This is a genomic window from Paraburkholderia gardini, assembly GCF_907164545.1.
GTDB lineage: Bacteria > Pseudomonadota > Gammaproteobacteria > Burkholderiales > Burkholderiaceae > Paraburkholderia > Paraburkholderia gardini.
In genome coordinates, this window is the sequence record NZ_CAJQZB010000009.1 from 58985 (window position 1) to 73599 (window position 14615).

Genomic DNA, 14615 nt, shown 5'->3' on the forward strand with positions numbered 1-14615 from the left:
GTTCATGCTCCCGTCGCGGCCTGCTTCTGCAATGCGAAGCGTTGCTGTACGCGCCGCTGCACCTGGTCGACGACCACGGCCGCCACGATCACCACACCCTTGATGACCGTCTGCCAGAACGAGCTGACGCCCATCATCACAAGCCCGTCGGACAGAATGCCGATCACGAATGCGCCGATGATCGTGCCGCCGATCCGGCCCCGGCCGCCCGACATCGACGTTCCGCCCAGCACGGCCGCCGCGATCGCGTTGAGTTCGAATGTCTCGCCGCTCAGCGGATGCGACGCAACCAGTTCGGATGAAATGATCAGCCCGACGATCGCCGCGCAAAAGCCCGAGAACATATAGACGAACATCTTCACGCGATTGACGCGCACGCCGGACAGTTGCGCCGCGCGCTCGTTGCTGCCGATCGCATAGATCTGCCGCCCAAGCGGCGTGCGTGCCGCAAGATAGGCCGCGAATACGCCGACTACGACCAGCAGCCAGACCGTCAAAGGGATGCCGAGGATGGACGCGCTGCCAAGGATCGGAAAACCTGTCGTGCCGTAATCCGGATTGCCCGTGAGGTTGGGAAACGTCTCGCCACCCGATGACAGCAGCGCCGCGCCGCGCGCGATATACAGCGTGCCGAGTGTGGCGATGAACGGCGCGACGTTCAGGCGGGTGATCAGCAGGCCGTTCAACGCGCCGACCGCGACACCCGATAGCAACGCGACGCAGATCACCTCGGGCACGCTGAGGTAAAGGGTGTAGCTGCTGCCGACCGGAATGCCGTTCAGAATCAGGCCGCCTGCCACCATCCCCGAAAGACCGACAATCGAGCCGACCGACAGATCGATGCCGCCGGTCACGATGACGAACGTCATGCCGATCGCGAGGAACGCGTTGAGCGCTACGTGACGCGACATGATCAGCATGTTCTCGATGCTGAGAAAATTGTGCGCCGCGAACGAAAAGAAAATAACGACCGCAAAGAGCGCGATGAACGTCCGCAGCTTGAGCAGGACTAGAAGCGGCGCCTCTCCGAAATTCGCACCGGGTGCAGCGCTTTTTATGGCCAGGGTCATGAACGGGATCTCCATTAATACGGTCAGGCCGGCATGCGTCGCGCCAGATCAGGCAGCGGCAACTTGCCCGGCTTCATGCATGTCCACGCGGTGTCCGATCGCCGATGCCGCGACAAGCGCGTCCTGCGTCGCCCCGGCTGCATCGAATTCGGCCGTGATACGGCCGTTCGACATCACCAGAATGCGGTCGGACAGCGCCATCACCTCTTCGAGATCGGACGTGACGAACAGGATACCGAGCCCTTTGACAGCGAGGTCCCGCATCACCTTGAAGATGTCCGCCTTCGCGCCTACGTCGATGCCGCGGCTCGGCTCGTCCATCAGCAATACCTTCGGCGCCGTCATCAATGCGCGCGCGATGATCACCTTTTGCTGGTTGCCGCCGGAGAGCGAACTGACAGGCAGGTACGCGTCGGCCACCTTGATCGCCAGGTCCCGGATAAAACGCGTAATGGCGTTTTGCTCGCGCTGGCGCAGGATATGAAAACCCCGCGCGAAACCGGCGAGGCTCGACAGCGTCATGTTGCTGCCGATCGATAGAATCGGCAGCAACGCGTCGGCTTTACGGTCCTCGGGGATCAGCGCAAGACCGTCGGCCACGCGCTTTGCAATCGCCTTGCCGTTCAGCGGCTTGCCGTCGAGCACCACGTCGCCCGTGGCATGCGGATGGCAGCCGAGGATGCATTCGAACAGTTCGGAGCGCCCCGCTCCCATCAGCCCGTAGATGCCGACAATCTCGCCCGCGTGCAGCGACAGCGACACGTGGTCCACCAGCAGGCCCGTTCCCTTGCGCGGCAGCGACATATCGTGCACGGTCAACACCTCGCCGCCTCGCTCGTGTCCGATCGGGCGGGAAAAATCTTTCGTCTCACGCCCGACCATCTGCCGCACGATCCACGGCACATCCACCAGGTCCATTGGCTGATTGCCGGTGATACGGCCATCGCGCAGCACCGTGATGTAGTCGCCGATACGGATCAGCTCTTCGAGCCGATGCGAGATATAGACGATGGCAACGCCCTGTGACTTCAGATCCGCGATCACCTGAAACAGCACCTCGACCTCGGCCGCGCTCAGCGCGGAAGTCGGTTCGTCGAGGATCAGGATGCGCGCGTCATGAGCCAGCGCCTTGGCGATTTCGACCAGTTGCTGCTGCCCGATGCGCAGGTCCTCAACCAGCGTATCCGGACTGACGTCGAGTTCGAGCCGCTTCAGCAACTCGCGCACTGTGCGACGTTGCGCGCCGGCGTCGATGTCGATGCGCCCGCGTGTGATTTCGTGCGCAATGAAGACGTTTTCGGCAATCGACAGATTCGGGAACAGGTTCAACTCCTGAAACACGATGCCGATGCCATGCCGCAACGCGTCGGAACTGCTTGTCAGTTCAATGGGCTCGCCATCGAGCAGCAATCGCCCAGAGCCGGGTTGCTCCGCGCCGGCGATGATTTTCATCAGCGTCGATTTTCCGGCGCCGTTTTCGCCCACCAGCACGTTGACAGCGCCGCGTCGTACATCGAAGTTCACGTCCTTCAACGCGACGGTGCCCGGGTACATCTTCGTCACGCCTTCGACCTGAAGGATGATGTCGTCCGTGGCGTCGCTTTTCGCGAGGATTGCGCTCATGGTTTGCTCCCGAGCGCGAGCGCTAGCGGAACCACTTCCGGCTGGTCACTGGAGCTGTCATAGGAGAAAGCGCCAGTCACCGTAATCGTCTGTCCGTTGAGCCTGTCGCGCGGTAACGGTTTCATCACACGCGCTACGGCATATGCGTTGAGTGCGGTCCCGAACCTGGCGTACTCGATCTGATTGCGGAAATCCGTGAACGAGAGGAAGTCGAGCGAATCGCGCAGGGTCGTGCCCAGCACAGTCGGGCCGATGTCGACGATGACGTCGGCCTTGCCATCGCCATCGGTATCGACGCCGACGGTTCCCTGACTCGAATCGGTGTCGACCGACACGATCGTGCCGTGCACCTTCGTCGGGAAATTCCACGGGGCGCCGTCGTCCTTGCCGCGATAGCCGTACTTCCTGCCGGCCGCGTCGGGATCGGTTTTGATCGCGTCCAGCAGTACCCTGATATCGGTCGCGCGCTTCTCGACGTCGGGCACCACTTTCGTGCTCCACATCGAAGCGACCATCGCGTTCGGATCATAGCCCGCCGACGCATAGGCATCGCGTGGACCTTTGGCCGTCTGGGGGTCGTTCTTGACGAGTTTGCAACCGGACAGCGCACAGTTCGCGACCAGCAGGACCGCCGCGCATACAGAAGCTCTCATGAATGTCCTCGCTCTACGCCGGATGAGAACCTGGAGGCGTTCCACCCCCAGGGGCCTGCCTTTAGCGCAGGGCAAACATGTCGAGCTTGCCGGCGTTCGCTTTGGTAATCAATGAGCAGTTGATCAACTGTTTTTCAGGCTTGCCGGTCGAACCGGTCTTCATATATTTGTCTGCCTGCTCTACAGCTTCTGTTGCAGCCAGCGCGGCCGGTTGCAGGACTGTCGCCCGAATGTCATTGCGCATGATTGCGTCGCGAACGTCATTGCTGCCGTCGAAGCCGACCACGATCACGTCGCTGCGTTTCGCGGCCTTCAGTGCAGCCGATACCCCCATGGCCATCGTATCGTTGCCCGCGATCACGCCCTTGATATCGGGGTGGCTCTGCAGAATGGTCTCCATGACGCTAAACGCTTCCGTCTGGCTCCAGTTGGCCGATTGCCGCTCGACCATCTTCATGTTCGGGAACTGGTCGATCACATCGTGATAGCCCTTCGAACGGATACCCGCGTTGATATCGGCTTCGCGCCCAACGAGCTCGACGTAGTTACCTTTCTCGCCGAGCGCCTTGACGAATGCGCGGCCTCCAAGCTGCGCACCCTGATAGTTGTTCGATACGATCTGCGAAACGGCGATGCCTGTCGCGTTAATTTCGCGATCGATCAGGAACGACGGAATGCCCGCCGCCTTCGCCTTGCGCACCGCTGCGATCGATGCCTCGGAGCCCGCGTTGTCGAGAATGATGGCCTTGGCGCCGCGCGCGATGGCGGTGTCGACCAGATTCGACTGCTTGTTCGCATCGTCGTCATGCACGAGGACGATCGTGTCGTAGCCAAGCGCCCTGGCGCGCGCATTCGCGGTATCCGCTTCGGCCTTGAAGAACGGGTTGTCGTGCGAGGGCGTAATGATGGCGATCAGGCTGGCCGCTTCAGCAGCCCCCGCCGCGGTGAAAAGGGTAATCGTGGCTGCCGCCAGCGCGAGCCAGTGTTTTGAGGCCTTCATCGTTTGTCTCCTGTGTAAACGTCTGTGCACTGCAAAACCAGTCGCTCTGGACAGGCGCGTTTCTTCTTGTTGTCGCACTCGTCACTTATGGCGTCATGATGTCATCATACCAGTTGCATTCAGGCATGGAAGAGCGATTTGGCCAGGGTTTTCGCTAGCTCCGGGACGGCCCGTGGATAGCGTTTTCAAGTATGAATTCGACGAGCGCGGCTACAAGGCACCGCCACCGGATCTGCAGATGTTGAAGATCGTATTCGGCTACCCGGCCATTCTGCCGAACAGGAATCTCCCGATCTTGAAGCAGCGTACCCGGCCTGGTCTGGCAAATACGACGGCAAACAGGACCATACGAACAGACCGTGCCTGATCCGTGCGCTGGCGCCGGGGCCCGTATGCGTCCTGAAAGATCGGCCCGGTGACGGGGAAAGGACAGACTCATAACTATTTAGCGCAATACATCACATTGTGATATATATACGCCCCGGGCGTTATAGATCTTCGGCCGTCAAGCAAAGGGAACCATGAGCGAACACAAGGGCGATTTCGCAACAGATGTCCGACTTCTGCGTATCAGTGCCATCGCGGCGGTTGGCGGAGCGTTGAGCGCCGTCGTCGCCGATTTTCTGCTGCACCTTATCCGCCTGTTCACGAATCTGTTCTTCTTCCACACGATATCCACGGCGAACCATTCACCGTCGCAGAACACGCTTGGACTGTTCGTCGTGGCGGCTCCGGTGATTGGCGGCCTGCTGGTGGGGTTGATTGCCCGGTTCGGTTCGGAACAGATTCGCGGCCATGGCATACCCGAGGCCATCGAAGCGATTCTGTTCGGAAAGAGCAAGATGTCGCCCAAAGTGGCGATCCTCAAGCCGCTCGCGTCGGCGATCGCGATCGGCAGCGGCGGCCCCTTTGGCGCGGAAGGCCCGATCATCATGACAGGCGGAGCGATCGGTTCGCTCATTGCTCAATACTTCCATCTGTCGAGTGCCGAAAGGAAGACGCTGCTGGTTGCGGGCGCGGTCGCCGGCATGACCGCGGTGTTCGGCACGCCGGTTGCGGCCGTGCTGCTCGCCATCGAGCTTTTGCTATTCGAACTCCGGCCTCGCAGCCTCTTGCCGGTCGCCATCGCGTGTGCCGTGGCAGGCTTCACCCGGCCATTGCTGTTGGGAAGCGGACCTTTGTTTCCGCTGCATACGTTACCGCTCGGTCCGATCGGTCTCGTGTCGTCGGCCATTGCGGGATTGATCGCCGGTGCGCTGTCCTGGGGATTGTCCACGGTGCTCTACAAGGTCGAGGATATGTTCGGCAGGCTGCCGATCCACTGGATGTGGTGGCCGGCATTGGGCGCAATCGCAGTCGGTATCGGCGGATACTGTCAGCCGCGCACGCTCGGCGTCGGATACGACGTGATCGGAGACCTGCTGCAAAACCACCTTGCTGTGCGGGTCGTGATCGCGATCGTCCTGGTCAAGGCGATCATCTGGGTGATCGCGCTGGCCTCGGGCACATCGGGTGGCGTACTGGCTCCCTTGCTGATGATGGGCGCAGGCGTCGGCGCCGTTGCCGCCCCGTACATGCCCGGAGGCGAGCCCGCGGTCTGGCCGCTCATTTTCATGGCCGCGGCGCTCGGCGGCATGATGCGCGCGCCCGTGATGGCAGCAGTATTCGCATTCGAACTGACGGGCGACGCAAATGCCTTGCTTCCCCTGCTGGCGGCCGCCGCGGTCGCCTATGGTTTTACGGTCCTTCTCATGCGCCGCTCAATTCTGACCGAAAAAATTGCCCGCCGCGGCTATCACATTTATCGCGAGTACAGCATCGATCCACTCGAGAGACATTATGTCGACGAGGTCATGACTCGCACCATCGAAACGATCGACGCGAAAACGACGGTCGCCGAGGTGCTCAGGGACTATTTCGGAGCACAGCAGAAGTACCGCGCCTATCCGGTTGTCGACTCCGGAATCCTTGTGGGCATGGCAGACCGGACGCTGCTCGATCAGATTCCCCCGGAAAAAACCGATGCCCCGCTTGGCACATTCCTCGTGCAAACGCGGCCCGAAATCGCGCTGCCGCGAGAGACTTGTAGAAGCGTGGCCGCTCGCCTCGCAATTACCGGACTCGATCGTGTTCCAGTGGTCGAAGACGAGAACACGTATCGTCTGCTCGGCATCGTATCGCGGCACGACCTCGTCAAGCCTTCAATGTCGGTGTTCGCGGACGAGCATGAAGTCGAGCAATTCCGCCGCGTGTGGATTCCGCGTAGCACGCGCATGGCGCCGACCAACAAGCGGGAAGATGTGCCAGGCAAGCACGCCGACGTGAGGCGATAAAAAAACTGCACAACGGAGAGACAGATGCCTCAGGACGGAAAAGTAACCCGGTGGCTCGGCGAGGTTCGCACGCGGATGGGCAAGTCCGCTCACACCACGCCATCGGAGAGACAGCCATACGATGTTGACAGGCCCACACACCGGAAACTTTCCGCCGTCCTGAAGTCGGCTGCAGCGAATGCGCTGCTGGAGCGCGACAGGCATCTGCGCGACGTGCCGCACGAATACCACTCAATGGGACTGGATCCGCGGATGGTCTATTCGTGCGCCTGGTTCGAGAACGGCGACGAAGATCTCGCAACCGCGCAACTGAAAAAGATCGACCATGTCCTTGCGAAAATCGGTCTCAAACCGGGGCAAAGTCTGCTCGATGTCGATTGCGGGTGGGGAGCGTTGGTGATTCGCGCTGCCGCGAAGTTCGGAGCGCATTGCGTCGGCATTACACAGTCGAAGAATCAGTTCGACTGGGCCAACGAGTGCATCAAGGCAGCAGGTCTTGCCGACCGCGTCGAAATCCGTTTGCAAGCCTGGCCGGATGTCAAAGGCCGGTTCGACCGGATCACGAGCCTCGGCATGTTCGAGTTCGACAATCGCGGCAATCTTTCGGAATACTTCTCAGTCTTGCAGGAACATCTCACAACGGATGGCGTGCTCGTCAGTCACGGCATCATGTCGGCGGGGCCGGGCAGCGGCGAGTTCGGCTTCGACGGTGGCGAGTTTTCCGGCCGATATGTGTTTCCAGACGACGAACTGCCCGATCTTGGCCATGCGTTGGCTGCAATGCGAGAAGGCGGACTGGAAGTGTCGGACATTCAGAACCTGCGTCGGCATTGTGTGAGGACGCTGCATTTGTGGGAAGAGAACTTCAGGGCGAAAGCGATGGCGCTGCGGCAACTCGTCGATGACCGGAGCTTTCAGACCTGGTGCGACTATCTGAGTGGCTGGGCCACGGCATTCGAGCATGATGATGTGGCGATTTACGAAATTGTCGGGCACAAGGTGGGCACCCGCGCCAGTGCGCTACCGTGGCCCGGCGCGGCGGGTTGATCGCCTTTGGGCGTGTCTTGCGCGCCCCACTGGCCACATCATCTGGTTCGATGCGGAACGTCGTCGGGGAAAGGATAGGGTGCGTGCGGACCCGGCCATTCTGGCGCGGGCGGTCCGGTGAACGCGTCGCATCCCGCAAGGCTGGCCAGGAGCAGGCATGTGAGGAAACCGGCCCCAAGCCGCCACAACGTCTTTCGAGCGTCCATCTCGCCCCTCCTGGCACACCCACGCTGCTCTACTGATTGGACCGGCAGTCGGGGCACAGGTTGCGCTGCAATAGCCCTGGCCGCCGCACGGGTCCCGAAGTGTTCGATCACGTCATGCCCGGACGGTCGATAGTTCTGACGCCACCCAGTCCTGCCTGTGGGGTTCCTCGCTCTGCGGCTGGCGAGATTCATGCAGTCGGAACACGGCAACCGCATCGTCAAGGGCGCCCGCCTGATCTTCGAGCGACGCCGCCGCTGCCGCGGCCTGCTCAACCAGCGCGGCATTCTGCTGGGTCGCGTTATCCATCTGCGTGACCGCGCGGTTGATCTGCTCGATACCTCGCGACTGTTCTTCAGAAGCCACGCTGATTTCGCTCACGATACGGGTTACGTTGCGTGCAGCGCTGACGATTTCCGCCATGGTGGCGCCGGCGCGGGTCGCGAGTTCGGCTCCGTTCTGAACCTTTGCGACCGACCCACTGATCAGCTCCCTGATCTCTTTCGCCGCTGCCGCCGAGCGTTGCGCCAGTGCACGTACTTCGCCTGCGACCACCGCGAATCCACGCCCTTCGTCACCCGCACGCGCAGCTTCGACGGCGGCATTCAGCGCGAGTATGTTGGTCTGGAATGCGATACCCTCGATGGCGCCAATAATGTCGACGATCCTGCTCGACCCCGACGACATGTCCGCGATCACGTCGATGACCTGCTCGACAACGCCGCCGCCGCGCGCCGCGATCTCCGACGCGTTTTCGGCGAGCGCGCTGGCCTGCCGTGCGTTGTCGGCATTCTGCCTGACCGTCGAGGTCAACTCTTCCATGCTCGATGCAGTCTCCTGCAGCGTCGCCGCCTGCTGCTCGGTGCGCGTCGACAGATCGACGTTGCCGCTTGCGATCTCACGCGCGCCATGTCCGATTGCCGCTGTCCCGTGACGAACCTGACTGACCGCGGCAACGAGGCTCTCCTGCATGCGGGCAAGCGCAGCCATCAGGCGGCCCATTTCGTTGACGCGCGCGCTGGCGATGTGCCCGGTGAGATCGCCGGCGGCGATCCGTTCGAAGTGCTGGATCGCAGCGTTGATCGGCCGCACGATCGACGCTGCCACCATGAAGCGCGCGAACAGACCCAGTGCGATCGCGACAAGCCCGATGGCTCCAAACACCCAGCACAGCAGATGAAAATGCGCCTGGGCCAGATTGAAACGAGCCCCCTGTTGCTGCAGCTGGGCATTCTCCAACGCACGCTGGGCACTTTTATAGTCGCTGAACACCGCCTCAGGGGCCTGACGCTCCGTGGTCCGGAACGTAATGAAATCGTCCTGATCGAGTGCCGCGACTTCGGGGGCCAGCACCTGTTTCATCAACTGCTCACGCCTGGCGCGTAGCGCGTCAGCCAGACCCTTCTCCACATCGTCCGACGGCGGCTGCGACAGGTAGGCCGCCAGTTCACGATCACTGTCCGCCAGCCCGGTGTGTACGCGGGCGAGCACCGCCTCGGTGGGTTTTCCCTGCGCGATGAGCGTTTCGTAGGCGCCGAGATCAACCCGCACCTGCAAAATTGCTTCGCCGCTCGCGGCGAGGTGGCGCAAGGCGACCGTCTCTTCGGTGTACATCTTTTCGAGCGCCGCGTTGGCCGCCTTGAGGCCCGCGACAGAGGTGGCGATCACGAACACCAGTGCGGCCGTATAGCCGGCGATCGTCACTGTCAGGGCGACGCGGATAGAGGTATTTCTGAACATGGTAGTCATCCTCGACTCGCGAAACAGAAAAAAGCGGCAAACGGATTTATCCGTCGCCGCAAACAGGAGTATTTCCAGTCGATGAATCAGCCAGGAGGAGCAACTGCCAGGATCAGAAACGGGTGCGCACGCCTGTCGTCAGTTCAAGCTGGTTGGTCGAACCAAATGTGGTTCCGACCGTATAGCCGCCGTGAAGCTTCATATAGTCGCCGGCCAGATACAGTTCAGTACGCTTGGACAGGTGGTAGAACGTCGACCAGTACAGCGTCTCCTTATAGCCGTTGTGGAGACCGGACGTCGGATCGAAAACGCCAACGTTCGCGTTCGGGATGTCGCCGCCGCTGTCGTAGGCGGCGTTGTGCACGCGCATCTGCTGGTAACCGAGTTCGTAGTCGAGCGGCCCCTTCGGCGACAGCTTGAGCGACACCGTCCATGCGTTATCCTGACGCTGACCGAGCGCGCCCTGATTGCCGAGATAGCGGAAATAGCCCGCGTTGGCACGCAGGATGCCGAACGTATAGTTGCCGCCCACCGAATATGACTGGTTCGTGAAGCCGTCACGGTTGACGTGGCCGTAGAATCCCGCCACGTTGAACGGCCCGCCGTTGTAACCGAGCGCCACCTGATAGGTGGAATTCGAGCCAAAACTCGTGCTGTTGCCGAATGCGTATCCAGCGCTGGCGTAGATGCCGTTGCCAAACAGTTTCTTCCATGCGAGACCGTTGTTATAACGGGTGCCCGTTGGGCCGGCCGCATAGAAAATCATCTGTTTGAAGTTGTTCGAATTGGTAAACCCGCCTTCGTTGGTCGAAAGTCGCGGACTACCGTACGCATCACCGTAGATGGCCGCCGCATCGCGCGCGATCGTGTTCTGGAATCCTGCCGTAAACTTGCCGAACGTATCGTTCTGGATGCCGACCCACGCATCACGATCGAATATCTGGTTCGGATCTTCCATCTGCCCGTTCGCGACGACGTATTCACTCTCGAGCCGGAAGATGATCTTCGACCCGCCGCCGATGTCTTCCGCACCCTTCACGCCCCAGCGGCTGCCGCTGAACCACGGTTCACCGTCGTTACCCATGCCGACGGCGTGATTGCCGTTAGCGTCGGCGTGCGTCCGATAGCTCGGAAAGCTCAGGTCCATCAGGCCGTAGAGCTGCACGCTCGACTGCGCATGCGCGGCTGTCGCGCCGAGCGCACCTGCCGCGATAGCCACGGTTAAGTACTTTTTCTTCAAGTCCGTCTCCTCAGGTTGCTGCGTTGAAAATCTGATTTTTCTGCTCGCGGCTGCTGCAGTCCGCCTGATCGGATATCCGATCCCCGGCATGCGAATGAATGCAATCCTGGATACCTCAATCCTTCACCCTCCTTTCCCGTATCTTTTGTACAACTAAGTGCATTCCCTGATATACGTTACAGCGCCCCTGTTCGTTATTCGGAATCTCTTTGCCGGAGGATGTAGCCCAGACCCCGTAGCGTCATGATCTGTGCGCTTGACCTCGCGAGATGTTTGCGCAAGCGGTGGATATAGATGTCGATGGCGCGATTTCCCGCACGATCGACAGGCCCAGACCGGCTCCCTCGACGCCAGTCGCCCCGCGATAGAAACGTTCGAACACGTGGGCGCGGGCCTCGGCCGGAATGCGGGGACCGTGATCGATAACCTGCGGTACCACTTCGTCGTTTTCCTCCCGGCGAGTTGCGATAACTTCCGACGCTCAGAACGCAGCAGGCCTCCATTTCAGCAGGCGCTTTTTCAGCGTGGCAAGTAAATAGCCGGCCGTAAGCGCGACCACCGCGGCAAATACACCACTGGCGTTAAATGCTCCCTGCGCAGTCGAGATCAGCAGGCCAATGCCCTGTTTAGAGCCGGGAAATTCGCCAACCACCGCGCCAACCAGGGCGAAGCCGAAACTCACGTGCAGGCTTGCGAGAATCCACGACAGTGCGGAAGGAATCATGGGAAAAGGCGGAGCCACGAGGGTGGCACCGCGAGTGCAACGGAGTCGGACAGCACCCGTTGCACAAACGCTCTGAGGGCGCCAGTGACCTATCTGGAACTGACAAACTCGTTGGTGTAGGTTTTGCCCAACTCGATATGCTTGCCCTTGACCGACGGGTTGAATGCCGAGAGCACCTTGAGCACGGTCGCAGGACCATCAGCCGGCATCTTGCCGTCGACGGTGTACATCGGCAGCGACGCCTTCAGGGCGCTCACGTAAAGCTGCTTGTCTTTCTGATAGTCGTCGGGCATCTTCGCCGCGATCTCTTCCGCGCTATGCGTGTGGATGAATTGCATCGTGCGAACGAAGGCATGCGCGAGCCTGGCCGCTTCCGCCTTGTGCGAATCGGCCCACGCGGCCTGCACGTAGAGACTCGAGGCGGGGTAGGTGCCGCCGAGCGCCGCCTTCGTGCCCTCGACCGAGCGCATGTCGACGAGCACCTTCGCCTCGCCCGATTTCAGCAATGCCGACACCGTGGGCTCAGTGGTCATGCCAGCGTCGATACGGCTTTGCCTGATCGCCGCAATAAAGCTGGCATCGGCGCCCACCGGTAGCATCGTGTATTCCGTCGACTGGATGCCGTGCTGTCCCGCGAGGTATTGCGTGAGGAAGCTGGTCGACGAACCCAGGCCCGTCACGCCGAGCGTCTTGCCCTTGACGTCGCCCATTGATTTGACTGTATCGGCAGCTTTGGTCGACACCATTTCGACTTCGCCTGGCACCTGACCAAACACGACAATCGCCTTGACTTCCTTGCCCTTGGTCTGCAGATCGATCGTGTGGTCGTAGAAGCCCACGACACCCTGGACGGCACCGGCCAGCAGTTCGTTCTCTGCATCGACACCAGCAGGCTGCGACAGCAATTCAACGTCGAGCCCTTCGTCCTTGAAGTAGCCCAGTTGTTCGGTCAGGCGCGCCGGCAGATAGATCAGCTTCGTGATCCCGCCAACCATGATCGTGATCTTCCCGCTATCGGCTGCCGACGCATGTTGCGAGGCAAGACTGAATAGCAGGCTGGAAGCAAGAGCAATATGGCGAAACGCGCTGAGATTCGGTCGCATCGATAGTCTCCGTTATTGTTGGCAGCGGAATGCTGCCTGTCTGCATCGATGGCGCGATTATGGGAGGGTGCATCCTTCTTTCGGCTTTCACGGAAAAACCTTTTTCTTAGGGGATTTCCATGAGACGGGCGTCACTACCTGCGGAATCACAACAGCACCGGAATCAGCATCGCCCCGTCACCTGCCGCACTCCCGGGAAAAACAATGCGCCTTGACTGGGCACCATGGCATCGCGGCATGCGTTGATATAGTGGCAGGCATACGGCTTGCGGCAGCTGCAACGGGCAACGGTCTCGCGACGAAGGACAATCATGGATACGCTTTCCACCGACAAGCTGCAGACCGCGGCCCGCAAGCAGGCATCGTGGGCGGTTGGCGCATTCAAACAGTTCGCGGAAGATCGCTGCGCTGCGATGGCCGCGAGCATCGCGTTCTACGCGGCCTTTTCGCTCGCGCCGACGCTCGTCATGGTGATCGCGATCGCCGGCTGGTTCTTTGGCGCGGAAGCGGCGCGCGGCCAGCTCTTCAGCCAGGTGCATGGCGTGCTCGGCGACGACGCGGCAGCAGCCGTGCAAACCATCGTCCAGAATGCACATCACAGCGGCAGTGCGGGCGGCATCGCGGCGGCCATCTCGTTCGTGCTGCTTGCGGTCGGCGCGTCCGCGACGTTCTCGTCGCTCAACAGCGCACTCAATATAGTGTGGCCCGCCGTGGGGCCGCGCACGTCCAGCGTGATCGCACTCGTTCGCGTGCGGCTGATTTCGTTCGGGCTGGTGCTCGGCGTCGCGTTCCTGCTGATCGTTTCGCTCGTGCTCGATGCAGCCATCACGTTCATCGGCAACTGGCTGCTCGGCGATTCGCCCTACATCGTGATCGGCAACCTGTTGCAGCTCGCGGTCGGCCTGCTCGTGCTGGCTGTCGCGTTCGCCGGGCTGCTCAAGTTTCTGCCCGATGCGCCGGTCCGGTGGCGCGATGCGATGGTCGGCGGACTGGTTGCGGCCGTGCTGTTCTCGGCAGGCAAGAAGATGTTCGCGCTCTACCTTGCGCACGCCGGCATGGCCAACTCGTTCGGCGCGGCCGGCTCGCTCGCGATCCTCCTGATGTGGCTGTACTTCTCGGCGGCCGTGCTGCTGCTCGGCGCGGAGTTCTCGGCTGCTCGCGGGCGCCTGCACGATCCACGCGGCCCGTGGGCATTGCAGGACGACACGCCGCCACCCGGAAGCCGGGCAATGCTCGCTTCGGTGATGGCGGCTTCGACGAAGCCGGCCGTCGTGTCGAACGGCGCGCCGAACCGTGATGCATCGACTGCGACCATCGATGCACGCGTGGCCGCGCAGCACACGTCGGCCGGAAGCCCTGCTGGAGCGTCACGGATGACGCCACGACCCTCGACGGCCGCGGCGGCAATGCATATTGGCCGTTCGGTGGCGCACGCCGAAACCCAGGCGACGCGCGCGGCGGCCGCGACCATCGTCCGGGCGGAGCGCCATATCCGCCGGCATCCGTGGGGGTCGATGGTTCTCGTGGCTGCGGCGGCGTTCGCCGCCACGACATTCGCGGGGCGGCGCAATGACGCCGAAAACACCAAACCCGGTGCTGCCGACGACCGTTAATCAAGATAGATCGAGGCCGGTCGGGCCAGCGAAACCTGCCCGTCCGCCAGGCGAACAAAGCTGAACAGCATCCCGTCGACGCGCCCGCAAAAGCCGATCTTCCCCGCCCCACAAACCTGGAAAAAGGCGACAGACCACTCGATGTAATTAGACGACTTACTTACAATTCAACAATTATTTTGAGCAATTAGCCTCAATCACTGTCATTGAAACAACAATATTGCGTAGTCAACGATTCAATATTGCTATATCCGCAATATTCGCT

Annotated in this window: 10 protein-coding genes and 3 pseudogenes; 3 read left to right on the forward strand and 10 right to left on the reverse strand. The window is 61.3% G+C overall.

Annotated features, from left to right (window positions below; all coding sequences use genetic code 11):
- Positions 1 to 2: 2 nt before the first annotated feature.
- The 4 genes from LPA37_RS09000 to LPA37_RS09015 form a co-directional block, all read right to left on the reverse strand.
- Complete coding sequence (locus LPA37_RS09000) at positions 3 to 1070, reverse strand: ABC transporter permease (RefSeq protein ID WP_228982373.1); 1068 nt, start codon at positions 1068 to 1070, stop codon at positions 3 to 5.
- 48 nt (positions 1071 to 1118) lie between these two features.
- On the reverse strand, positions 1119 to 2693 hold the full coding sequence (locus LPA37_RS09005; protein WP_229012332.1) for a sugar ABC transporter ATP-binding protein: 1575 nt from the start codon (positions 2691 to 2693) through the stop codon (positions 1119 to 1121).
- Entirely contained in the window at positions 2690 to 3346 is a 657-nt protein-coding gene (locus LPA37_RS09010) for a DUF2291 family protein (RefSeq protein WP_229012333.1), read from the reverse strand. Before LPA37_RS09010 ends, LPA37_RS09005 begins: the two co-directional genes overlap by 4 nt.
- A gap of 61 nt (positions 3347 to 3407) precedes the next feature.
- Positions 3408 to 4346, reverse strand: a complete 939-nt coding sequence (locus LPA37_RS09015) for a D-ribose ABC transporter substrate-binding protein (RefSeq protein ID WP_229012334.1) — start codon at positions 4344 to 4346, stop codon at positions 3408 to 3410.
- Positions 4347 to 4867: 521 nt separating this feature from the next.
- Between LPA37_RS09015 and LPA37_RS09020 the strand changes: the two genes are divergently transcribed.
- Complete coding sequence (locus LPA37_RS09020) at positions 4868 to 6679, forward strand: chloride channel protein (RefSeq protein WP_229012335.1); 1812 nt, start codon at positions 4868 to 4870, stop codon at positions 6677 to 6679.
- Between the two features lie 24 nt (positions 6680 to 6703).
- Positions 6704 to 7726 carry an SAM-dependent methyltransferase gene (locus tag LPA37_RS09025; RefSeq protein ID WP_229012336.1) on the forward strand — a complete coding sequence of 341 codons (1023 nt, stop codon included), beginning with the start codon at positions 6704 to 6706 and terminating at the stop codon, positions 7724 to 7726.
- 318 nt (positions 7727 to 8044) lie between these two features.
- Here the strand turns inward: LPA37_RS09025 and LPA37_RS09030 are convergent, their stop codons facing one another.
- The 6 genes and pseudogenes from LPA37_RS09030 to LPA37_RS09055 form a co-directional block, all read right to left on the reverse strand.
- The gene (locus tag LPA37_RS09030; protein ID WP_229012337.1) at positions 8045 to 9670 is read right to left on the reverse strand and encodes a methyl-accepting chemotaxis protein; all 1626 of its coding nucleotides are present in this window, start codon (positions 9668 to 9670) and stop codon (positions 8045 to 8047) included.
- Between the two features lie 112 nt (positions 9671 to 9782).
- Positions 9783 to 10910 carry a porin gene (locus LPA37_RS09035; protein ID WP_229012338.1) on the reverse strand — a complete coding sequence of 376 codons (1128 nt, stop codon included), beginning with the start codon at positions 10908 to 10910 and terminating at the stop codon, positions 9783 to 9785.
- A gap of 194 nt (positions 10911 to 11104) precedes the next feature.
- A pseudogene (locus tag LPA37_RS09040) lies at positions 11105 to 11218 on the reverse strand (winged helix-turn-helix domain-containing protein); the annotation flags it as partial.
- Positions 11219 to 11274: 56 nt separating this feature from the next.
- Positions 11275 to 11349 (reverse strand): annotated as a pseudogene (locus LPA37_RS27880) (hypothetical protein); the annotation flags it as partial.
- A 42-nt stretch (positions 11350 to 11391) separates the two neighbouring features.
- Positions 11392 to 11634: pseudogene (locus LPA37_RS09050) on the reverse strand (ABC transporter permease subunit); the annotation flags it as partial.
- 89 nt (positions 11635 to 11723) lie between these two features.
- The gene (locus tag LPA37_RS09055; protein WP_228982389.1) at positions 11724 to 12737 is read right to left on the reverse strand and encodes an ABC transporter substrate-binding protein; all 1014 of its coding nucleotides are present in this window, start codon (positions 12735 to 12737) and stop codon (positions 11724 to 11726) included.
- Between the two features lie 311 nt (positions 12738 to 13048).
- On the opposite strand from LPA37_RS09055, the gene LPA37_RS09060 reads away from it, so the two are divergent.
- On the forward strand, positions 13049 to 14350 hold the full coding sequence (locus tag LPA37_RS09060; protein ID WP_229012339.1) for a YihY/virulence factor BrkB family protein: 1302 nt from the start codon (positions 13049 to 13051) through the stop codon (positions 14348 to 14350).
- Positions 14351 to 14615 lie beyond the last annotated feature (265 nt).